Source organism: Rhizobium sp. USDA 3886, from assembly GCF_056279785.1.
In genome coordinates this window covers 825,123-845,754 of the sequence record NZ_JBWCDC010000003.1, presented here as the reverse complement: position 1 = coordinate 845,754, position 20,632 = coordinate 825,123, and the positions used below count along the sequence as shown (strand labels likewise).

The 20,632-nt window shown below is 59.5% G+C and carries 17 protein-coding genes and 2 pseudogenes; 9 read left to right on the top strand and 10 right to left on the bottom strand.

Annotated elements, in window-relative coordinates:
- Nucleotides 1-136: 136 nt before the first annotated feature.
- Nucleotides 137-361: a hypothetical protein gene (locus ACZ9BX_RS26880; protein ID WP_476221199.1), complete on the top strand. Its 225-nt coding sequence runs from the start codon at nucleotides 137-139 to the stop codon at nucleotides 359-361.
- A gap of 3 nt (nucleotides 362-364) precedes the next feature.
- Here ACZ9BX_RS26880 and ACZ9BX_RS26875 read toward each other — a convergent pair whose 3' ends face one another.
- On the bottom strand, nucleotides 365-985 hold the full coding sequence (locus ACZ9BX_RS26875; RefSeq protein WP_476221198.1) for a TetR/AcrR family transcriptional regulator: 621 nt from the start codon (nucleotides 983-985) through the stop codon (nucleotides 365-367).
- 154 nt (nucleotides 986-1,139) lie between these two features.
- On the opposite strand from ACZ9BX_RS26875, the gene ACZ9BX_RS26870 reads away from it, so the two are divergent.
- Nucleotides 1,140-2,033 carry a methyltransferase domain-containing protein gene (locus ACZ9BX_RS26870; protein ID WP_476221196.1) on the top strand — a complete coding sequence of 298 codons (894 nt, stop codon included), beginning with the start codon at nucleotides 1,140-1,142 and terminating at the stop codon, nucleotides 2,031-2,033.
- A gap of 129 nt (nucleotides 2,034-2,162) precedes the next feature.
- Here the strand turns inward: ACZ9BX_RS26870 and ACZ9BX_RS26865 are convergent.
- Nucleotides 2,163-2,341, bottom strand: a pseudogene (locus tag ACZ9BX_RS26865) (SMC-Scp complex subunit ScpB); the annotation flags it as partial.
- A gap of 473 nt (nucleotides 2,342-2,814) precedes the next feature.
- Complete coding sequence (locus ACZ9BX_RS26860) at nucleotides 2,815-3,834, bottom strand: LacI family DNA-binding transcriptional regulator (protein ID WP_476221194.1); 1,020 nt, start codon at nucleotides 3,832-3,834, stop codon at nucleotides 2,815-2,817.
- A gap of 169 nt (nucleotides 3,835-4,003) precedes the next feature.
- Between ACZ9BX_RS26860 and ACZ9BX_RS26855 the strand changes: the two genes are divergently transcribed.
- The 7 genes and pseudogenes from ACZ9BX_RS26855 to ACZ9BX_RS26825 form a co-directional block, all read left to right on the top strand.
- Nucleotides 4,004-5,263, top strand: a complete 1,260-nt coding sequence (locus tag ACZ9BX_RS26855; protein ID WP_476221193.1) for an ABC transporter substrate-binding protein — start codon at nucleotides 4,004-4,006, stop codon at nucleotides 5,261-5,263.
- 63 nt (nucleotides 5,264-5,326) lie between these two features.
- Nucleotides 5,327-6,208 (top strand): carbohydrate ABC transporter permease, encoded by an 882-nt coding sequence (locus ACZ9BX_RS26850; RefSeq protein WP_476221192.1) that lies wholly within the window; start codon nucleotides 5,327-5,329, stop codon nucleotides 6,206-6,208.
- Nucleotides 6,201-7,037 carry a carbohydrate ABC transporter permease gene (locus ACZ9BX_RS26845; RefSeq protein WP_476221191.1) on the top strand — a complete coding sequence of 279 codons (837 nt, stop codon included), beginning with the start codon at nucleotides 6,201-6,203 and terminating at the stop codon, nucleotides 7,035-7,037. Before ACZ9BX_RS26850 ends, ACZ9BX_RS26845 begins: the two co-directional genes overlap by 8 nt.
- A gap of 13 nt (nucleotides 7,038-7,050) precedes the next feature.
- Nucleotides 7,051-8,193 carry an ABC transporter ATP-binding protein gene (locus ACZ9BX_RS26840; protein ID WP_476221190.1) on the top strand — a complete coding sequence of 381 codons (1,143 nt, stop codon included), beginning with the start codon at nucleotides 7,051-7,053 and terminating at the stop codon, nucleotides 8,191-8,193.
- A gap of 135 nt (nucleotides 8,194-8,328) precedes the next feature.
- Nucleotides 8,329-9,684: a NosD domain-containing protein gene (locus tag ACZ9BX_RS26835; RefSeq protein ID WP_476221189.1), complete on the top strand. Its 1,356-nt coding sequence runs from the start codon at nucleotides 8,329-8,331 to the stop codon at nucleotides 9,682-9,684.
- 113 nt (nucleotides 9,685-9,797) lie between these two features.
- The gene (locus ACZ9BX_RS26830; RefSeq protein WP_476223053.1) at nucleotides 9,798-11,465 is read left to right on the top strand and encodes a GH32 C-terminal domain-containing protein; all 1,668 of its coding nucleotides are present in this window, start codon (nucleotides 9,798-9,800) and stop codon (nucleotides 11,463-11,465) included.
- Nucleotides 11,462-11,766: pseudogene (locus ACZ9BX_RS26825) on the top strand (PfkB family carbohydrate kinase); the annotation flags it as partial. The gene ACZ9BX_RS26830 and the pseudogene ACZ9BX_RS26825, both read left to right, overlap by 4 nt.
- A 93-nt stretch (nucleotides 11,767-11,859) precedes the next feature.
- Here the strand turns inward: ACZ9BX_RS26825 and ACZ9BX_RS26820 are convergent.
- From ACZ9BX_RS26820 to ACZ9BX_RS26790, 7 genes are all read right to left on the bottom strand, one after another.
- A complete protein-coding gene (locus tag ACZ9BX_RS26820; protein ID WP_476221188.1) occupies nucleotides 11,860-12,888 on the bottom strand; it encodes a M24 family metallopeptidase in 1,029 nt (342 codons plus the stop codon).
- A gap of 106 nt (nucleotides 12,889-12,994) precedes the next feature.
- Nucleotides 12,995-14,215: a M20 family metallopeptidase gene (locus ACZ9BX_RS26815; protein ID WP_476221187.1), complete on the bottom strand. Its 1,221-nt coding sequence runs from the start codon at nucleotides 14,213-14,215 to the stop codon at nucleotides 12,995-12,997.
- Nucleotides 14,216-14,237: 22 nt separating this feature from the next.
- Nucleotides 14,238-15,869, bottom strand: coding sequence for a dipeptide ABC transporter ATP-binding protein (locus ACZ9BX_RS26810; protein ID WP_476221185.1), 1,632 nt, complete (start codon nucleotides 15,867-15,869; stop codon nucleotides 14,238-14,240).
- Nucleotides 15,870-15,879: 10 nt separating this feature from the next.
- The gene (locus tag ACZ9BX_RS26805; protein WP_476221184.1) at nucleotides 15,880-16,704 is read right to left on the bottom strand and encodes an ABC transporter permease; all 825 of its coding nucleotides are present in this window, start codon (nucleotides 16,702-16,704) and stop codon (nucleotides 15,880-15,882) included.
- Nucleotides 16,697-17,644, bottom strand: a complete 948-nt coding sequence (locus tag ACZ9BX_RS26800) for an ABC transporter permease (RefSeq protein WP_476221182.1) — start codon at nucleotides 17,642-17,644, stop codon at nucleotides 16,697-16,699. The genes ACZ9BX_RS26805 and ACZ9BX_RS26800 overlap by 8 nt, the downstream gene beginning before the upstream one ends.
- Before the next feature lie 58 nt (nucleotides 17,645-17,702).
- Nucleotides 17,703-19,253, bottom strand: a complete 1,551-nt coding sequence (locus ACZ9BX_RS26795) for an ABC transporter substrate-binding protein (RefSeq protein ID WP_476221180.1) — start codon at nucleotides 19,251-19,253, stop codon at nucleotides 17,703-17,705.
- Nucleotides 19,254-19,272: 19 nt separating this feature from the next.
- Nucleotides 19,273-20,586: a M20 family metallopeptidase gene (locus ACZ9BX_RS26790; RefSeq protein ID WP_476221179.1), complete on the bottom strand. Its 1,314-nt coding sequence runs from the start codon at nucleotides 20,584-20,586 to the stop codon at nucleotides 19,273-19,275.
- Nucleotides 20,587-20,632: the final 46 nt, after the last annotated feature.

Genomic DNA, 20,632 nt, shown 5'->3' with positions numbered 1-20,632 from the left:
TGGTCATCGGCTTGGCACCCGTGGACGATCCGGAGAGCATCGAAGGCTGGGCGGCGCAAGGCAATGGCATAGGCCAACCTCTCTTCGTCGGCGTCGCTAAAACAACCTCGGCGGCAAGTCGGTCCAAGCCTGCACGGTGGCGACATCCGGCGTCGACAGCCGGGGCTTTGAAAGGCAGCTCTTCGACGTTTTCGACGCCGAAGCCATAGATGAAAACCGTAGCCCGACGCATGTGCACAAGCTTTACAGCGTGATCGTCAAGGGCCGCAATGAACTTGTCACGTTGACGGTGCCCGCGGCACCTGATGGTAGCGACCAGCTCATGGCCAGTTCGATCGCCGAAACGCAATGGGAAAATTGACGGCTAACGGCATTGCTGAGGATCAGCTTCGTCCGTCTTGACACGGGCGCCGACGCCGTTCAGCGCCAGCTGCTGGAACAGCTCATCGACCTCGGACGGCGACAGGTCAGCATTTCCGTTGATCCACCAGGCCAGAACGGCGACAAAGGCTCCGGAAATGAATTGCACGGCAACCTCGGCAGGGACGTTGGTACTGCCGATCCGCTTTTCGGCAAGCTCATGCCGGACAACGCGGCGGATCCGCTCGCGCAATTCATCGTGAATCGCGTCGCTGCTGCTCGAGAGCAGTGCGTGATGGAGTTCGCGGGCCGCCTGCGCATGCTCAAGCATCGGCAGGCTGAACCGGAATAGGCGTCGGCCGGAAGCCGGAAGCGTCGCCAGGCGCTGTTGATCGAGCGATCTCAGATGTGCCTCGATCGTTGCGCTGCGCAGTTCATCTTTGCTCGTGTAGTGAGCGTAAAAGGTCGATCGTCCGACATTGGCCTTGCGGCAAATGTCTTCGACAGTAATTGCCGCATATCCCCGCTCCGGGATCAGTGCGATGAGCGCGTCTTGCAGCAGAGCGCGCGTTCGCGCGACGCGACGATCGATCGAGCCGTTCTTTGCTGACCGCTCGATTTTCATGGCCACTGCCTCCTGGATTGTGCCGTTCCGAACATCTTACCGTCGGGTGTCCTGCAACACTATTTCCGGACATCGTGTCCAGCATGATACGACGTGTCCCGAAAGTTTACGGCGCCTTTGCGGCGCGCGTTTGTCACCACGGAGGCTGCATCTCATGCACGGATTTGGTCGCAACGCCGGAGTGGGTTCGCCTTCCCGCAGAAGCCTGATCATCATGGTCGTCGCAGCGAAGCTGTCGTTGATCGCAGGGTTGATGACGTTGCTGTGGCTTGGAGCCGGATATCTAAGCGCTGGTGCCTCGGTGTTCGTGTTCCACGGCGTCGTTCTGACCGCCCTGTTGGCCCTGGTAATCTGGGGACGCGGCCGACGGCAAAGCCTTGTCGGAGGCCGCAGCGACGACGAACACGGCAACGCGATTGGAATCGTCCTACACGGAGCGGCCACCTACGATCTGCTCGCCCGCATGCTGACGCTCGGGCGCGAGGGTCGGTTTCGCACTTCAATGTTGCGCCTAGCGGGGCTCCGGCCGGGAGAAATCGTGCTCGATGTCGCCTGCGGGACCGGGACGCTGGCGATCGCGGCGAAACGTCAGGTTGGACCAACCGGCCGCGTGACCGGGCTCGACGCCTCGGCGGAGATGGTCGCGCGAGCGAAGGCGAAGGCACAAAGAGTGCAGCTTGATGTCACCTTCGTGCACGGAGCGGCCCAGAGGTTGCCGTTCGATGATGCCCGGTTTGACGTCGTCACCGGCACGCTCATGCTCCACCATTTGCCAAAGCGTGCTCGAGCAGCCTTCGCCCGCGAAGCGCGCCGCGTCCTCAGGCCGGAAGGCCGTTTGTTGCTGATTGACTTCGGCAAGCCGGCGCGGAGGTCGAGATTGCCGATCCTCCACCGACACGGACATGTCGACATGCAGGCGATCGGTGCGCTTCTCACTGAGGCCGGGTTTGAAATCGTCGCGACCGGTGGCGTCGGGACCAAGGGCCTCCGTTACATCCGGGCAATGCCGGCGCATACGGACGACGAAGGGCCATCCTGCGGAACGTGACGACTGACGGTTTCCTGCCGGCAGCCAAAAGCCTTATGTACCGATTGTTCCGGCTCTCACTCCCCGTCGCAGGAACTCTGATCAACGACTTCGTCGTCCAAAGTGGCCGCCTGTTCGACCATGTGCCGATCAAATTAGCCCCGCGTCTTCCAGCATCTCAATGTCCGGGAGATCGCGCAGTGTTTCGAAGCCAAAGCGGAGAGGAAATGCTTCATCGTCACATAGGTGCGCGCCGCCCCGGACGACGGACTGCGGGGACCAGAGGCGAGGAAGCCCGCAGCTCGGAGACCGGTAGTCGTATCGCGGCTCCAGGCTGCTGCGTATCTTTCCCACTGCATACCAATGCGGTGTAAGTTCCAATATGCAGATAGGAAGATATCAAGTCGTATGCATAGTTGAAGACTAAGGCCCGACCTGCAGGCTGGGGCTTACATAGGTTTGCGCGCGGTAGCGCTGCTCGGCGCATTGGGCATCGACCGTCCCCGGAGCCAAATCATGGAAGGCCGCACGCTCCGTCAGTCTTCTAAGCGCTCTTGAAAGGAATCGAACTGACAACCTGTCATCGGAGACGGCTAAGTACCTGTAAAGTCGTTATTTTGATTGATAAGGCGATTTATGGAACTCGGCTTGCAATGCAGCGTAGTCGTTTGCCTTTTTATCAGCCTGAAGACATATCAAGTTTCCGCCATATTCCCGCAACCACCTCTTTCCTCTTGACTAGTACGCTGAAAAACCGGCCGGTTTGCTCGCCCAACCAGGTGCTCCCGCTTCGTGAATCGCATTACAAGGAGCACACCGAAGTTCGCTCGACCAGTTTACAGGGCACAACGCGGCGGCTCGGACAAACCTCAGTTCCGGCCACCACGCTATTCAACAATTCCGCCCCTTCGAGGCCGAGATTGTAATACGGCAAAGCCGCAGTGGTCAGCTCCGGCTTCAACGCCTGGGAAACGGTCCGGAAGTCGTCAAAGCCGACAATACTCACATCCTCGGGAATACGGAAACCCAATGCCATGGCCGCAATGTAGATTTGGATCGCCATTTCGTCGTTGCCGCTCATGATTGCGGTCGGTCGATCCTTTTGTTGAAGCATCTCGGTGGCGGCAGCAAAAACGTAGTTCTTCTCTGCTCCTACCGGTCCTTCCATCCCAAGACGGATAGTCAGATCGCTCTCTTTAAGGCCAAAGTCGCCGGTGGTTTTGCGGAATGCATCGAGTCGCAGTTCCGCGCCAAGCAAAATGGGATTGAGCCGGATGTAGCCGATCTTTCGATGGCCCTTTTCAAGCAGATAGCGTGTCAAATCCTGCGCACCCTGGTAGTCATCGGGTTCGATCGACGGCAACAGCTCGCTCGTGCGAGGTCGACAGTTGATCATGACTGTGGGGATACCGACGTCGCCGGTTTCGGGGTCAACGATGCGATGGTACATCGTTACGTAGAGAACACCGTCAATGCGATGCGATTGGAACATTTTCCAAATTTTAATTTCCTGCTCGGACGCACCGCCGGTGTTTGCCATCAGGATGGTTTTGCCGTTAGCATTAGCCCAATCCTGGATCCCGCGAACGATATCCACTGAATAGGGCGTCGTCGACACATAGTCAGCGATGATACCAAATGTGTTGGAGCGACTTGAGCGTATTTGGCGGGCGGCCATATTAGGCACGTATCCGAGGTCTCGAATTGCCCTTTCTACCCTCTCCCTCGTTTCCTCGGTCACATATGGTTCGCCGTTAATGACCCGAGACACAGTTTTGTTGGAAACCCCCGCCACTTTCGCGACGCTGACTATGCTGACCATGTAAGCCAATCTCCTTGCCGGGATTCGTTTTTAAACCAGACGCATGACAACGTCGACAGGATTTTCTGACAACGTCGACATTCCATGTTGACAACGTCGTCATACGGGGATTACCTTCGCAACAAGAAGGAGGCTCGATGCAAGTGCAACGAGCCAATGGGAGGAATCGATGAAGAAAATGCTTGGTGCCAGCGCACTCGCGCTTGTTTTCATGGCCGCCACTGCCAATGCCGAAACCATCAACATTCTGGTCGAAGGCGGCGGCGAAATGTTGCAGAAGGCGGTCGCCGAGAAGTTTACCGCCGAAACCGGCATCAACGTGAACTTCACCGTGGTTCCCTATCAGGGGGTCTTTGACAAATTCTCGGCCGAAATCGCCTCTGGCTCTTCCGCGTTCGATGTCGTGACGATTGACGTCGTGTGGAATGCGAAGTTTGCAAGCCACGTCGAGGATCTCTCGGCTCTATTCACCGATGCAGTTCGCGCGGATTTGCCGCCTGTCTTGCTTGCCGACGCGAAGGTCGCTGACAAACTGATCGGCATGCCTGCGTGGGCCAATGCCGAGATCGTGTTCTACCGCAAGGATCTATTTGAAAAGGCAGAGGAAAAGGAAGCTTTTCAGGTCAAGTATGGCTATCCTCTCGCGCCGCCCAAAACCTGGCAGCAGTGGCGCGACATTGCGAAATTCTTCACGCGTGACACTGACGGCGATGGAAAGACTGACTTCTGGGGCACCGACACCATCGGCACGTTTTCAGAGGAATGGATGGCGCATGTGCTGCAGGCGGGTTCGCCAGGGGTGATCCTCGATAAGGACGGGCAGATCATTATCGACAATGAGGCGCACAAAAAGGCACTTGAATTCTACATCGCGCCGCACTGCATTGATCATTCCGTTCCTGAAAATGTGAACGAAATCGGCTGGGGCGAGGCGCAGAACCTGTTCTACCAGGGCAAAACAGCGATGATGAAGTTCTGGGCGCACGCCTACAAGATGACGCCTCCGGATTCAAAGGTCAGCGGCAAGGTCGGCGTGGCGCCGATGCTGGCCGGTGACGCCGGGATCGCAGCTGTTCCAGGCCCTTGGTACAACGTCGTTCCCTCCACATCCCAGCACAAGGACGCAGCGAAAAAATTCATCTCGTTTGCTATCGCCAATAATGCCCTGGGTATCGAAGCTCCCCTCGGCCTTGCAGCGACGAATTCCGCCTATCGCAGCTATTCAGGCAAGTCCGGCTATGAGCACTTCCCCCCACTTCTTGAGACGCTGAGCGCGCCTGCCACCCAGGGCCGGCCGATCAATGAAAAATATCAGGAAATCGTCGATGAAGCTGTGCTGCCGGCTATCCAGCAGGCACTCACCTGCAAGGCAGAGATCGGAGAGGTCCTGACGGAAGCCAAGGAAATGATCGAGGACATTCTCAACTAGCCTCGTACATTCCTTCAACATCGTGGGGCAAAATATGCCCACCCTTAGCTTTCGGAGACGGACATGTCGGGTGAAGACCGATTTGTGCTTTGCATGCTCGCGCCTGCAGTCGCCATCCTCGGCGTGCTGGTCGCTTACCCGGTGGGGCTCCTGGTATTCGATTCCTTTTTCAAGGTCGATACGATCACGCCTCATATACGCGAATGGGTCGGGCTGCAGAACTATGTCGACGCCTTGACGTCGAAACGTGTCGTGGAAAGCGCTCTGCGGACCGTTCAGTACTCGCTCTTCGCGCTGTTCTTCGAGTTCACGTTTGGCTTCTGTGCGGCGCTGCTTTTTTCGGCGCTTGCCGGTCAATCGCGGTGGCATCGCACGATTTTCGCTCTGCCGTTGATGGTTCCGCCCATCGTCGCGGGTCTACTCTGGCGATTTCTGCTCGTCGGCAATATCGGCATCCTGAACTACGGGCTCGTCCGTTTGGGTCTGATTAGCGATCCAGAAGCGATCGCATGGTTGTCCAGCGAAGATATCGTCATCTATTCTGTTTCCTTTGCCGACATCTGGCTGACGACTTCCTTTGTCGCCCTTGTGTCCTATGCCGGGCTGACGAACATCCCAAAGGACCTGCTGGAGGCAGCGCGGATCGACGGGGCGAATGCGCTCAAGCGCTTTTGGCATGTCACCCTTCCCCTCATGCGGCCGGTGATCGCCGTCGTGGTGATCGTACGCGGCGTGGATGCGGCCAAGACGTTCGACCTGATCTGGATACAGACGCAGGGTGGTCCCAGTCACGCTTCTGAAGTGTTCTCGATGAACATCTATCAGCGCATGGTTCGGTTCGGCGATCTTGGCGAGGCGTCCGCGTCCGGAACATTGTTTCTCATCGTCATGATGCTTTTGGCGGCAGTCGCCTATTGGAAGATATGGAGGCCGGTCCATGCGTAGAGCTCCCAGCCTCAATGTCAGCGGAATCCTGATCAACGCGGCAGCCCTCGTGTTGGTGCTATCGTACGCGCTGCCTTACATTTATCTCCTGATGACCTCCATCAAGCCGGCGGCTGATGTCCAGCAGATCCCGCCAAGCTTCTTTCCCGCCGTTGTATCGTTCGAGAACTTTCGCGAAGTGCTGCGATCCTCCACCTTGCCTAGAGCCTTCTTCAATTCCCTCACCGTCGCGGTGCTGACGACTGCTCTCTCGCTGTCAGTGGCCGTGCCTGCTGCTTACGTTGCCACGCAGTACCGGCGCCGGATCACCACCATTTTCCTGCTCTTCGCACTGGTGACGCGCATGGTGCCGTCGGTGGCGCTCGGAGTGCCGCTGTTCCAGCTTTTAAAGTCGCTCGGTTTGCTCGATACAATTCCTGGCCTGGTGCTCGCTCACACATCGGCTGCCGTGCCGCTGGCACTGCTACTCATGTCCGCCTTCTTTGAGGGGGTGCCGAAGGAGCTCGAAGAAGCGGCGCGCATGGATGGCTGCACCCGATTCCAAGCGTTTCGAAAGATTGTCCTTCCGGTCATGACAGGGGGGATAGCGGTCACCGCTCTCTTTACCTTCATTACAAGCTGGAACGAGTTCCTCTACGCGCTGCTGCTGACGTCCGAGGCGACCAAAACGGCGCCGATCGTCATCGCCGAATACAATTCCGTCTATGGGCTTGCCTGGGGGGCGATGACCGCCGCAGCCGTCCTCTACTCGCTGCCGGTCATCATCGTAACGCTCGCACTGCAAAAACAGATCGTCGGCGGTCTGACTTTCGGCGCTGTAAAGGGATGAGGGAGGCAAAGGCATGGCCGGCATAGAGCTGCGCAATATCAACAAGGTCTACGGAAACAGGTTTCACGCTCTGCACGATCTGAGCTTCGACATTAGGGACGGCGAGTTCATGGTGTTCGTTGGTCCGTCAGGATGCGGAAAGTCGACGGCGCTCAGGATGATCGCTGGCCTGGAGAGCATTACGAGCGGCGAACTCAGGATCGGTGACAGGTTGGTCAACGATGTCGATCCCAAGGATCGCGACATCGCCATGGTCTTCCAGTCTTATGCGCTCTACCCGCACAAGACAGTGAGGGAGAACATTGCCTTCCCCTTGCTGATGGCAGGCCTGCCGAAGACCGAGATTGCCAGCCGCGTAGACGAAGCCGCACGCATCCTCGAACTGACGACTTTGCTCGACCGCAGGCCGGCACTCCTTTCAGGAGGCCAGCGTCAGCGTGTCGCCATGGGACGAGCGATCGTCCGCAAACCAGCGGCCTTCCTGATGGATGAACCGTTGTCGAACCTCGATGCCAAGCTGCGCGTGCAGATGCGCGCCGAGATCGCCAGTCTCCAGAGAAAACTGAATGTCACCACGATTTACGTGACCCACGACCAGGTCGAGGCGATGACGATGGGTGACCGCGTCGCTGTCATGAAAGGCGGCGTCCTTCAGCAAGTCGACACACCGCAAAACCTGTACAATCGTCCTGACAATGTCTTTGTCGCCGCCTTTATCGGATCGCCCTCGATGAATTTGTACGAGGCCCTTCTGAATGGGAGGACGCTGACCCTGGGCAGCAACAGTTTCCAAATCCCTGACCGGGTTTTCGAAGACCGCCCCTCGCTCAACGGTGCGTTCAACCGTCAGGTCATTATCGGTATCCGGCCCGAGCATATGAACGACGCGGCGATCCGGCCCTCTTCGGCCGAGATCTCGGCCCCGGTCGCTCTCGTCGAGGCGCTGGGCTCCGAATCCATGGTGCATCTGAACATCGACGCACCCTGGGTGGATGCCGGCGACCCGGACGCCGTCGCCGACATCGGCAACGAAAAGGCTGCTGTAGCCCGCTTTTCTCCGAAGAGCACAGTACGCGCAGGTGACATCGCGCGCATCGCTATCGATGCCGACGAACTCCATTTCTTTCAACCCGACAGCCGCACCAGTATCTGGTGACGGTACGCGGGCTCCTGTTCCAACGCCAACGAGAGCCGGTTGAACGCATATCCCTAGGCGGCTTTACGACAAGCCCATCAAGAACATCGGTTCGCTCCCGCCGTGGAGCGGGAAATGGCCGAGGAGAGATGAACAATGGCAAGTGAAAACTTCTACGACGTAACACGCTATCCCGCAGGAAACCCCCATGAGGATATCGGAGCGGTCATCAACAGCATCATTGCGGATATCAAGAGCCGGCAAGCGGTTCCCGACCGCAATGGCGGCGGAAAGCCTGGAGCAGTGATCTATATTCCGCCAGGCGATTACCGTCTTGTCACCCAGGTCGTCATAGACGTGAGCTATCTGAAGATTGCGGGCTCTGGACATGGCTTCACGTCTTCGAGCATCCGTTTCAACACACCCGCGGACGAACTGGCGCAGTGGCGCGAAGTGTGGCCGGGCGGAAGTCGCATATGTGTGGACATGTCTCCCGACGTCGCCGACGGCGAGGCTGCCGGAGCCGCGTTTTATGTCCGACGCACCGGCAATCCTCGTATAAGCTCCGTGGAGTTTGCTGACTTTTGCATCGATGGCCTGCACTTCATGGACGATGGTTCGGGGCAGAATGATGCGGAAAATACCTACAGGAACGGCAAAACGGGAATCTATGTAGGCAGCGCCAATGACTCGTTCCGGATAACGGGGATGGGTCTTATCTATCTGGAGCATGGAGTGACCGTTCATGACGCGGATGCGCTGGCGATAGATAACAATTTCATTGCAGAGTGCGGCAACTGTATCGAATTGAAAGGTATGGGGCAGGCCTCGAGGATAGCGAATAATTTTGTCGGAGCCGGATATAGGGGACATTCCGTCTACGCCGAAAATTACGGCGGCATCCTGGTCTCTTCAAACAACGTATTCCCCCGAGGCGCGAGCAGCGTCTATTTTTCCGGCGTGGTGCGTTCCTCGATCACAGGAAATAGATTCCATTCCTTCTATCCCGGAATGTTGGTTCTTGCTGCGAACTGCTGCGAAAACCTGGTGTCCTCAAATCACTTCTTGCGAGATCGCGAGCCGTGGGCGCCCATGCAGAAGTACGATAACGGCCTGGATGACCTGTTCGGACTTTTGCACATTGATGGCAGCAACAATTCTATAATCGCCAACCACATTTCAGAAACGATCGATACTCAATATATCAAGCCTCTCGCCGCAAAGCCTGTGATCATCAATGTGGTTTCCGGCAGCGGCAACTACATAGCCAATAATCACATCGTGGCCACAACCGAAATGTCGCAAATCAACGATGCACCAAACAGTGCGTGTTTTTCAACGCAAGTGGGCGCATTGCTTTCAACGGACAATTTGAAGGCGCTCGAGGTGACGGCAGTAGCGGTGCAAAAGGGTTCGGTGCGGAATACGGTTCTGGATTCAGGCAGTGTCGAACAGGTCGAAATGGACAGAACAGTGAATGCTTTCAGGGGCACTCCAGTTCCCGGGCAATAGTCGGCAGAGTTTCAATGTAGACCGAGCGTAGTCTAGAGAGTCTGTCGAAAATTCAGTGACTATTCGGAGTTGTGTTCATGACGAACCAAATGGAACGGGAAGATGGCCCGTTGATGAAGCAAAACCTATTCCTACCCTCGGGGTACTGCTTGGAGTTTTGGGCCGCGGGCGACGGCTTTTTTCGTATCAACATTGATGGGAAAACGGTTTGGCAGGTTCCGTCATTTGCCATCCATCCGGAGTTTTTCAAGTATCACCACAGGGAAGCTTGCAAGGTCACGATTGTCACCAATGCGCCGGATGCTGTTCTTTGGGCCTATGGGTATCAGCCTCAAACCGTGAACGAGACCGGTATAACGGTGTTTGAATTTTCGGAAAAAGGGATCCTTCAACGCACCGGTGCGGAAATTGAAGATCGGCTTCGGTCCGATCCGGATCGTCCCGCGCTTCATTTCTCGCCAATCCGGCATTGGATGAACGACCCCGTAGGTCTCTGCAAGACCGGCGAGCTATGGCACCTTTTTTATCAATTCCATCCCAGCGGCAGTGATTGGGGACCGATGCACTGGGGACATGCGACCACTCGCGATCTGGTCAATTGGCTTCACATGCCGGTATTTCTGCATCCAGAACAGAACCTCTGGCGTCTCGGCGCTACAGGAGGCGCATTCTCCGGCAACGCCTTTCGGGATCGAGATGGAAGTTTGATGTTCTTTTACACCGAGCGCCTGCCCGCCTATGACCTTTTCAAGGATTATCGGGAAATTCAGAAAATAGCGCGCCCAGATCGGCGGATGATCAAGGCGGAAGGCATTGTGACGGTGTTGGAGCAGCGTCCCGACGGGGTCGAGCACGACTTCCGCGATCCAAAGGTTTGGTGGGACGACGCAGCCAACGCCTATCGTATGATCCTCGGCGCATCGATCGAGGGCGACCCCGCGGTCTTGTTGTTCGGCTCCGACGATGGCCTCGATTGGCAATACCTCAGGCCGCTCTACCGCGCGCCGGCGAACTTCCGTGAAGAAGGCGCACGTGCGGTAGAATGCCCGGACTTCTTTCCGCTGGAGGAAAAGTGGGTTCTGGTGATGGGCTTTGTTGGTCATGTCGAACCACGAACACGGCGCCACAATCTCCTTTATGCCCTGATCGGCGAGTTTATCGACGACTCCTTCGTACCCGACACGTCGGAACTGCAATTGCTGGATTTCGGCACCGATTATTACGCGATGCAGAGTTTCGAAGCGGGAGGGCGCCAGATCGCCTTTGCCTGGCTTTTCAATTGGGAATACCGTAAGCCTGAGGGCTCAGCCTATTCCGGGGAGCTGTCCCTGCCCCGTGTTCTAAGTCTGAGTGAAGACAGGAATAGACTGCAAATGCTGCCGGCGGCCGAGGTCGACGAGCACTATGCCGCCGACCTTATCGCAGAGGACAAAAGCGGCAAATTCTCGCTGCCGAAGGCACCCATTGAAATCCGCCTTTCCGGAACCCTGGAGGGCAGCAAGCTCGTCGCGACGCAGGGCGGTGAACTTGCCTTCGAGGTGAGCGTCGCCGATGGCGTCCTCTCGATCCGGCTCGCCCAGGACGACGGCTCGATCCAATACGTGGCGGGGCTTGGCGGCGGGAAGGACCTTCGTCTGTTTCATGACCGTGGAATCGTCGAGATCTTCGCCGACGGCGGAACTGTTTGTGGAACCCGCCGCGGCTACTCGAATATCGAGCCCGATCACCTGGACGTCTCATCGTCCGCTTCAGCGCAGGTATTGGAAAGGTATTCGAAATGATCCTCTGCTGCGGCGAAGCACTGATTGACATGATTCCGGCATCAACAGACGGCGGAAGCAGCGGATTCATTCCTCATGCCGGCGGCGCCGTCTTCAACACTGCAATTGCGTTGGGACGACTGGGCATACGAACCGGCATGTTGACCGGCCTGTCGAACGATCTGTTCGGAGAACAACTTATCTCGGCGCTTCGGGAAAGCCAGGTCGATACGTATCTGGCCGGCCAACGACGCTTGCCTTCGTCAAACTCGAAAGGGGTCAGGCGAGTTACTCCTTCTTCGATGAAAATTCAGCGGGACGGGGCGATGGGTTTTTAGGAAACGCTGAGAAACTGGCGGCCCAAATGCGGCTTTTCCTGGAGCAGACGCACAGCCCGTCATCGATCCACCTCTCACTAACGACCAGCTGGGTCAGGCGCCAAAACCAGTCTTGGCGTTTTCGTGAGCCGAGCGCCTCCCTCTTTATCGACGACCACCGTTTCGCTGAAGCCCAGGCCTTGAGCTGTAGCATAAAGGTGAAACACCATCCCCTCCTCGAGCGCCCAGTTGGATGTGGGCAGTAGAACCCTCGAAAAGTCGCTAGTGCGGGGCGTGCGGGTATAGAGGCCGAGCGTATAGGCGGTGACGTTTTCGTAGGTCGGCCGGAGGCCCGTGTCGAGGGCACCTCGGCGCATGATCGCGTCAACGTCTCGCGCTATGGCGCCCGGCTTCATCGCCATGATCTGCCGATCCTGCAGCTCAATCAGCTTTCCCGCCGTAGCGGTAAGTTCCGCGGAGGAAGCACCCACGACGAGTGGCCGCATCATCCGCGCGCCGTAGTTTCCGACGCGCGGAATGAGCTCGACATGCAGGACGTCGCCTTCCGTGATCGTTTCGGTCTTGAACGCGCCGTGCAGAAACTCGTGGCTGCCGGTGGCCTTGACGACCGGACCCACTTCCCCGGTATCGGCACCTTCACGAAGGAAGACCTGCGAGGCGACTGCCGCCGCATCGCGGGTGGTCATCCCCGGACGAGCCTGCCTTGCGATCTCCAGCATCGCCTTGTCGGCGATTGCAGATGCCTGACGGAGGATGGCAATCTCCTCCTCCGACTTGACCCAGCGCAGGCTGTCGCTGAGCCCCGGCATGGGAATGAAGTTCGCATCCGGTAGCAGCGCCGAAAGCCGCATGAACGTCGCAGCACTCATGCTGTAGGAATTGGTATCGAGGCCGATGCGCGCACCGGCAAATCGGCGCTCGCGGATGCTTGCCGCGACGGCAGCTTGCGCTTCGTCGGTATCGGCGAAGCCAACCACGTCGGAAATCCAGCTCCTTTCCCGGCACGGCGCCTCGTCCAGCGCCCGCAGGGTGAACCAGGCATCGCCTCGCGCGGCAAACAGGCGGCGCGGTACATGGTCTCGGAAACGGTGTAGCCGGTCAGCCAAGCCAGCAGCTCGCCGCTATCGACGAGTAGCAGATCGACGCCGGCGGATGCCATGGCGTCCCGGGCGCGTGCGATACGACTATCGAATTCCGCCCGGGAGAACATGATCAGGCAACCTCGCAGATATCAAGGATGGTCAGCATGTAGACGCGGATCATGTCGAGATAGTCGACGATGTCGACACGCTCGTCGGGCATGGTGTTGTAACGGCCGCCGGGGCCACAGACGATACCTTCCATGCCGAGCTCCTTATAGAGATGGCCGGCATCGGTACCGTAGAAGCGCGTCGGCGTAATCGCGCCGGTCGGTTGTTTTTCGCCGCGCACGGCTTCATAGGCCGCGTTGATGGATTTGACGATGCGCGATGTCGGCGAGACCTCGAAGGGCGGCATCAGCGGGCGACCCTCGATCAATTCCGGAACCAGCTTTGCCTTGAGGCCGGGGAAGCGGCCTTCGAGGGCCACCAGTTCCTTTTCGAGATCGGCCAGCACGCCCTCCTGCGTCTGCCCCGGCGCATAACGGCACGAGCCCTTGAGGCGGACGAAATCTGCGACCTGCGGCGGACGCCATTCTTCGAGACTGCGCCCGAGCGCACCATGGACGACGCCGACATGGCCGCGGTTGATCGACCGGTGCAGGTCGCTCCTGGCGCCGCTGAAGGTCATGGCGTTGATGCGCGGGATGATGTCGCAAGCCGCGGCGATCGCATCGACGGATTCCTCGCGCTTGGAGAGATGGCGCGTGTCGCCGGTCAGTTCGATGACATAGCTGAGGGCTGCCGCATGCATGGTGACGGCGACGAGATCGCTCGGTTCGCTGTTGATAAAATAGTCCGCCTTGACGCCGTGTCTGATCGCCGCAAGCGTGCCGACGCCGCCCTGCAGTTCGCCGACCACGAAGGTCAGGATAACGTCGCCCTTGAGCTTGACGCCGGCATCGAGCAGCGTCTTGACCGCGCAGAAATAGGCGGCATCGCCGGCCTTCATGTTCGACACGCCGATACCGTAGATGAACTTGTCATCGACGAGGCCGGCATAGGGATCGACCGTCCAGCCTTCGGTGACCGGGTTGGTGTCGAGATGGCCGTTGAACAGCAGGCTCTTGCCGCCGCCGGTGCCCCTGAGGCGTCCGATCGTGTTGAAGCGGCGGCCTTCGTCGAACGGCTGCAATTCGGCTTCGACCCCGATCTTTTCCAGTTCGCCGGCCATGTAGCGCGCAAGATCACGCTCGCCATCGGTTTCCGAATGGCTCTTGTGCTGGACCATCTTCGATAGGAAATCGAGGCAGGCCTTTTCGTCGATCCGATCCACCAGGGACTTCGGGTCCATTGTCATGCTCCTTGATGCATTGTCATAGGTATTGGCCGGCCGGGCGCGGCACCGCTTCGATCAGGCGGCGGGTATATTCGGCGCGATCCTGGCTATCGATATCCGCCGCCGGCGCGATCTCGACGAGATTGCCCCGATACATCACGGCGATCCGGTGGGCGATCTGGCGGATAAGGTTGAGGTCGTGGGTAATGAACAGGTAAGCGGTGCCACTGGCCTTCTGCAGTTCCAGCAGCAGTTGAACGATAGACGCCTGCACCGATACGTCGAGTGCCGAAGTGATCTCGTCGCAAATCACCAATTTCGGTTTGGAGGCAAACGCGCGGGCGATCGCCACGCGCTGTTTCTCGCCGCCCGACAGCTCATGCGGATACCGCTGGGCATGGGTGCGCGGCAGGCGCACCTGCTCCAGCATGTCGCCGACCTTCTGGTCGAGATGAGACGCGTCCCCGAACAGCTTTAGCGGCCGCGACAGGATCTCGCTGATCTTCTGGCGGGGATTGAGCGAGGCGTCGGGGTGCTGGAAGATGATCTGCACATCCTTGCGATAGGCAGTGTCCATGTCGCCAAGGTTCCTGATGTCGCGACCGTCGAACCAGATCTTGCCCTCGAAGCGGTTGAGACCGGTCATCGCCTTCGCCAGGGTCGACTTGCCGGAGCCGGATTCACCGACGATGCCGAGAATTTCCCCCGGTTTGATGCTGAGGCTGATGGCATTGTTGCCGGCAACCCGCTCGGTGGCGCGGCCGGTGAGTGCTGCCAGAAACGGCTTGCGGCCATAATGGACGCTGACGTTTTCGACACGCACCAGCGGCTTGTCCGTTTCAACGACAATGTCGCCGACCAGCCTGCGGGTCGGATCGGGAACCGCCGCGATCAGTTCGCGGGTATAATCCTGCTGCGGATTGGCAAAGATGTCGCGCACCGCGCCCTGCTCGACGATGTCGCCGCGACGGATGACGGCGACGCGGCTGGCCGTGCGCGACACCAGCGCCAGATCGTGGGAAATGTAGAGCGAGGCGACGCCGGTCTCGGCCTGCAGTTCCACGAACAGATCGAGGATCTGGCATGAGGTGATGACGTCGAGCGCCGTCGTCGGTTCGTCGAAGATGATGCATTCGGGATTGCACGCAAACGCCGATGCGATGACGACGCGCTGCTTCTCGCCGCCCGATGCCTCGTGCGGCATGCGGTTCATCATCGCTGCCGGCGTCTTCAGACCGACGCGGTCAAGCATCGCCTCACCTTCCTTCCAGGCCTGCTGCCGTGTCAGCCCGCGGTGACGGACCAGCACCTCGGCGAGCTGGGTGCCGAGCGACAGGGTCGGGTTGAGCGACGTACTCGGATCCTGGAACACCATGCTGATGCGCCGGCCGCGAAAGGCCTCGATCTGGGCATCGGTCTTTTCAAGCAGGTTCTCGCCGCTCAGCAGGATGCGGCCGCCGGGTTCGCGGGCGTTCTTGGGTAAATAGCGCATGATCGACCAGGCAAGCGAGGTTTTTCCGGAACCGGACTCGCCGACCAGGCCGAGGATTTCGCCTCGGTGGACGGAGAGGTCGATGTTCTTGAGCGCATGGAAGACGCCGGAGACCGTGTGATAATCCAGTGCGTAATTCTCGATCACGAGAACCGGAGTTTCTGGTTTTGTCGTCATGGTGGCGGCCTCAGGTTCGCGGATTGAGGGCATCGCGAAGACCGTCGCCCAAGAGGTTGAAGCCGACGGCGACGACGGCGATCGCCACGCTCGGCCAGATCAGGATACCGGCACTCAGGTGCATGTAACGGCGCGCCTCCGAGACCATCAGGCCCCATTCGGCCGCCGGCGGCTGCGCGCCGAGGCCGAGAAAACTGAGCGTCGCAAACAGCATGACCGCGAAGGAGATGCGGATGGTCATCTCGACAATGATCGGCGCGATGACGTTCGGCAGCATTTCCCGCAGGATGATGTAGGCAGAGCTTTCGCCACGGGCGACCGCCGCATTGACATAATCCTGCTTGCGCACCGACAGCGCGACGCTGCGGGTGATGCGGGCCATGCCCGGCGCGAACGCGATGGCAACGGCGATCAGCGCGTTGACCGTGCTGGACCCCAGGAGGTTGACCACCAGAAGCGCAAACAGCAGGCTCGGGATCGACATGACGGCGTCGATGGTGCGCATGATCAATTCGTCCGCCCGGCCGCCAAGGAAGGCGGAGGTGGTGCCGACGAAGGCGCCGAGCAGCGTACCGGCGATGGTTGCGAGCACGGCCATGACCACGGTGGCGCGGGCGCCGATCAGCAGGCGGCTGAAGATGTCGCGGCCGTATTGATCAGTTCCCAGCCAAAAGGCAGCGCTTGGTCCCTTGTATCGCGCGAGCGGCGCAAGAGTTCCCGGGTCGTGCGGCGCGAGCATTGGTCCGAACAGCACGATCACCAGCACCAGCAGGACAAGGAACATGCCGATCGCGCCCTGTGGCGTGCGCAGGAGGCGTTTGATGAAATCAGTCATACTGGATCCTCTTGTCGAGCCAGGCATAGAGGATGTCGGCAATGAAATTGACGATCGAATAGGTGGCCGCCATGATCAGCACGCCGGCCTGGATGGCCGGCAGGTCGCGCGCCTGGATCGCCACGATCAGCTGGCGGCCAATGCCGGGAATGGCAAAGATCTCTTCGACGACGATGACGCCGCCGAGCAGGTAGCCCACATCGAGCGCAACGATAGTGATGGTCGGCAACAGCGCATTGCGCAGCGCGTGGCGACGAAGGACTTGTCCGCGCGAAATCCCCTTCAGCCGGGCGGCGCGGATATAATCGGTGTGCAGCACGTCGACGAGTTCCGAGCGAACCATCCGCGAGACGTGGGCGATCAGGATCACCGAAATGACGCAGACCGGCAGGACCAGATGGGCAATGCCGCTAGTAAAATCTTCGGTGAGCGGCACATATCCGGTCGGCGGCAACCATTTCATCAGGTCGGCGAAGACGAGGACGGCGACCGTCGCGGTGACGAATTCGGGTAGCGCCACGCCGGCATAGGAGATCAGGCTGACGACCATGTCGGCGATCTTGCCGCGACGGACGGCCGCGATGATGCCGAGCGGAATGGCAAGAACCAGCATCAGACCGATCGACAGGAAGGCCAAAAGCAGCGAACGGCCGAGCGCCTCGAACATGACCGGGCCGACAGGCTGGCCAGTGCGTAGCGAGGTGCCGAGATCGCCCTGCAGCAGATGGCCGAGCCAGGTTGCATATTGCTGCCACACCGGGGCGTCGAGCCCCATGGTTTCACGCAGCGCAGCAAGCGCGTCTTGTGTCGCATTCTCACCCAGCATCATGACGGCGGCATCGGCCGGCAGGATCTGGGTGATGGCGAAGACGATGAGCGATACGATGAAGAGCGTATAGACGATCATCACCAGCCGCTTGGCTATATAATTCGGGGACACGTTCGTGTTCCTTGTTTCACCAGCCGGACGCTCAAAGAGCGTCCGGCATCGTTCGGGGTCAGCCGCGCTTGGGCGCCTTGTCGGTCAGGGAAGCGTAATCGAGGCGGAAGACCGAGGCGCGCGGATGCGCTTCGTAACCCTTGACCCAGCTCCGCTTGGCCGACAGCACGTCGAAGAAGGACGGGATGATCGAGGGGACTTCCTCGTTCATCAGCTCCTGGGCCTTTGTGTAAAGCTCGGTGCGCTTGGCTGCGTCGATCGTGCCGCGAGCTTCGGCGACCAGGGCGTCGAAGGCCTTGTTGTTCCAGCGCGTCTCGTTCCAGGAGGCATCCGAGGTATAGAGAAGCTTGAAGATTCCGTCCGGGGTCGGCTGCATGTTGTAGAAGCCGACGTAGAAGCTGCCCTTCTTCCACACCTGCTCCAGATAGGTGGCATGCGGCATCGTCTGGACGTTGATGGTAATGCCGGCTTCCTTGGCCATTTCCTTGAGGGCGACGGCAAGTTGCGTGCGCACCGCCGGGCGGTCGGAGGCGATGAGCGTGGCTTGCAGGCCATTCGGGAAACCGGCTTCAGTGAGCAGCCTCTTGGCTTCTTCGATATTCTTCTCGCGCTGGTTGGCTGCCTTGAAAAACTGGTAGGACGGGTTCAGCGGCGTGTCGTTGCCTGGCGTGCCAAAGCCTTCGGTAACGAAGTTGACCATCGCCTCGCGATCGACCGTGAGCGCAATCGCACGGCGGACGCGCGCGTCGTTGAACGGTGCGGTGTCGCACCCGAAGTTGATGTTGCAGAACTGGCCGGACGGCGTGCGCAGGACCTCGACGCCGTCATTGCCGTCAAGCCGCAGGTATTCGGTCGGCTGCAGCGTCGAGATGATGTCGACATTGCCGGCGATCATCGCCGAGCCTTCGGCGGAGATATCCGGGAATACCTGGACCTCGATACGATCGAGATAAGGGCGGGCCGGGTCGTAATAGTTCGGGTTGCGTTCGACGACAATCAGACGGTCCGGCTCGTAGGATACCAGCTTGAACGGGCCGGTGCCCACAGCCTTGGTGGAAAGGCTCTTGAGGTCGCCGGTGGCGATCGAGGCCGGAATGATGCGAGCGTTGGTGTAGGCCATTGCGACCGGCAAGTCGGCATAGGCGCCGGAGAGTTTGAATAGCACGGTCGTATCGTCGACGGCGACGATGTCGGAGATCGGGCCGACATTGTTGCGGCCGGGCGACGCGGTTGCCGGATCGAGGATTGCCTTGAAAGTGGCGACGACGTCCTTTGCGGTGAACGGCGAGCCGTCGTGGAAGGTCACCCCCTTGCGCAGCTTGAACGTCCATTCGGTCAGGCCGTCATTGGGCGTCCAGCTTTCGGCCAAATCCGGCTCGACCGACATGTCGACCTTGAGGCGTGTCAGGTTGCTGTAGAGCAACTCGGTCACCAGGTATTCGGGGTTGACGCGGGTCAAAAGCGGATGGATGACGCTTGCAGCCTGGTCAACGGAGATGCGCAGCGTGCCGCCCTTGGCCGGCTTTGCGGTCTGCGCCAGGCCAAGCGCCGGTGCAGCAAAGACGGCGGCTGTGCCGGCGAGGAAGAAGCGACGTTTCATTTCCAGCATTTTTCAGTTCCCTTATGGTTCAGGCGCGGCTTTCAGGAATGGAGTCGGCGGCAAAATCCGCCGCGAGATAGGCCAGTATGCTTTTTGCCAAGGCGATGACGTCCTGGCGGGTGGTATGCTCTTCAGGACTGTGGATGCAGCTTTCCGGGCGGCCGAGCCCGCCCAGCAGCACCTCCTGTGCAAAACCGGACTTCTGCACGTAGCCGAAGTCGGAGCAGCTTGCGGCGCCCCATTTTTGAAAGTCTTCCGGCTTGTAGCCGAAGCCCAGCGACAGCGCCTTTTGCCAGCGTGGCCAATGCGGACCTTCCGGATCGTTCGTCGGGATGAGGTGGCCGACAAGGTCGGTTTCGAGCCCCAGCCCTGTGCCGGCAACGCGGTCGCGGATCAGGCTCTCGATCTCGGCGCGTGCATCCTCATAGCTTTCTTCCGGAGCGTAACGCCGGCTCACGAGAATCTTGATCTGCGCCGGGACCTGTCCCCCGGCGGTGCCGCCGTTCACGGCCGAAATTGAAAGCTGTGGTCGCAGCGGATCTGACGCGTGCGGCGGCGGCGTCAGCGCGGATGCCCGGCTGGCCACGTCCGGCTTCAATGCCATCAAGGCATTGAGCAGGGGCAAGGCGCCTTCGATAGCATTGATGCCGGCGCCGGTGCGATTGCCTTCTCCCGCATGAACGGCGCGCCCCCTAATCGTCACCTGCAGATGGAAGACGCCGAAGCAGCCCGCCCAGATGCGCGGCGCCGCGGACCCGTTGAAATTGAGGATATGACCTTTCAACATGCCCTGCTCCGCCAGATAGCGAATGCCGGGATATAGGCCCCCCTCCTCATCGGTGCAGAGGAGCAGCATCGGATCGTAATACAGAGGCAGACCGCATTTTTTGGCGGCCCGCAACGCCAGCAGGGTTGCTGCGATCGTGCCCTTCATGTCCGCTGCGCCGAGCCCGAACAGATCGTCACCCTCGACCGTCAGTTTCAAAGGATCGCGTGCCCAACCTGGCGCGGCCGGGACCGTGTCGACATGATAATAAAGACCGCAGACGGGCTTTCCCGTTTCGCGGGCGGCAATGAGGTTGGTCCGCTCGCCGGATGCCGGTCCACTGGCTACGTACCAAAGATCACGCGGCACGACGACCCGCTCGAACTCAAACCCCAAGGGCGAAAGGAGTTCAGCCATCAGATCGGCAAAAGCGTCATAGCCAAGACCCGGCGGGAATGAGGTGTCAACTTCGATCATCCGAGCCAGATCATCGACAGCAACCTCGACATCCAGCTCAATCGCTGCCATGGCAGGTCCGAGGATCTGTTGCGAAGAAGCTGGCGGCGGCGTGTTCATGGCAGTGTCCTCGATACCGTCGCGCCAGCCTCCCCAGCTTGCGCTT

Excerpts from the sequence above, each read along its gene's own strand:
- ACZ9BX_RS26870 (WP_476221196.1), top strand. The coding sequence starts at position 1,140 with ATGCACGGATTTGGTCGCAACGCCGGAGTGGGTTCGCCTTCCCGCAGA.
- ACZ9BX_RS26815 (WP_476221187.1), bottom strand. The coding sequence starts at position 14,215 with ATGGACCCGAAGTCCCTGGTGGATCGGATCGACGAAAAGGCCTGCCTC.
- ACZ9BX_RS26795 (WP_476221180.1), bottom strand. The coding sequence starts at position 19,253 with ATGCTGGAAATGAAACGTCGCTTCTTCCTCGCCGGCACAGCCGCCGTC.
- ACZ9BX_RS26875 (WP_476221198.1), bottom strand. The coding sequence starts at position 985 with ATGAAAATCGAGCGGTCAGCAAAGAACGGCTCGATCGATCGTCGCGTC.
- ACZ9BX_RS26840 (WP_476221190.1), top strand. The coding sequence starts at position 7,051 with ATGGCCGGCATAGAGCTGCGCAATATCAACAAGGTCTACGGAAACAGG.
- ACZ9BX_RS26845 (WP_476221191.1), top strand. The coding sequence starts at position 6,201 with ATGCGTAGAGCTCCCAGCCTCAATGTCAGCGGAATCCTGATCAACGCG.
- ACZ9BX_RS26830 (WP_476223053.1), top strand. The coding sequence starts at position 9,798 with ATGAAGCAAAACCTATTCCTACCCTCGGGGTACTGCTTGGAGTTTTGG.
- ACZ9BX_RS26835 (WP_476221189.1), top strand. The coding sequence starts at position 8,329 with ATGGCAAGTGAAAACTTCTACGACGTAACACGCTATCCCGCAGGAAAC.
- ACZ9BX_RS26855 (WP_476221193.1), top strand. The coding sequence starts at position 4,004 with ATGAAGAAAATGCTTGGTGCCAGCGCACTCGCGCTTGTTTTCATGGCC.
- ACZ9BX_RS26805 (WP_476221184.1), bottom strand. The coding sequence starts at position 16,704 with ATGACTGATTTCATCAAACGCCTCCTGCGCACGCCACAGGGCGCGATC.
- ACZ9BX_RS26790 (WP_476221179.1), bottom strand. The coding sequence starts at position 20,586 with ATGAACACGCCGCCGCCAGCTTCTTCGCAACAGATCCTCGGACCTGCC.
- ACZ9BX_RS26810 (WP_476221185.1), bottom strand. The coding sequence starts at position 15,869 with ATGACGACAAAACCAGAAACTCCGGTTCTCGTGATCGAGAATTACGCA.
- ACZ9BX_RS26860 (WP_476221194.1), bottom strand. The coding sequence starts at position 3,834 with ATGGTCAGCATAGTCAGCGTCGCGAAAGTGGCGGGGGTTTCCAACAAA.
- ACZ9BX_RS26850 (WP_476221192.1), top strand. The coding sequence starts at position 5,327 with ATGTCGGGTGAAGACCGATTTGTGCTTTGCATGCTCGCGCCTGCAGTC.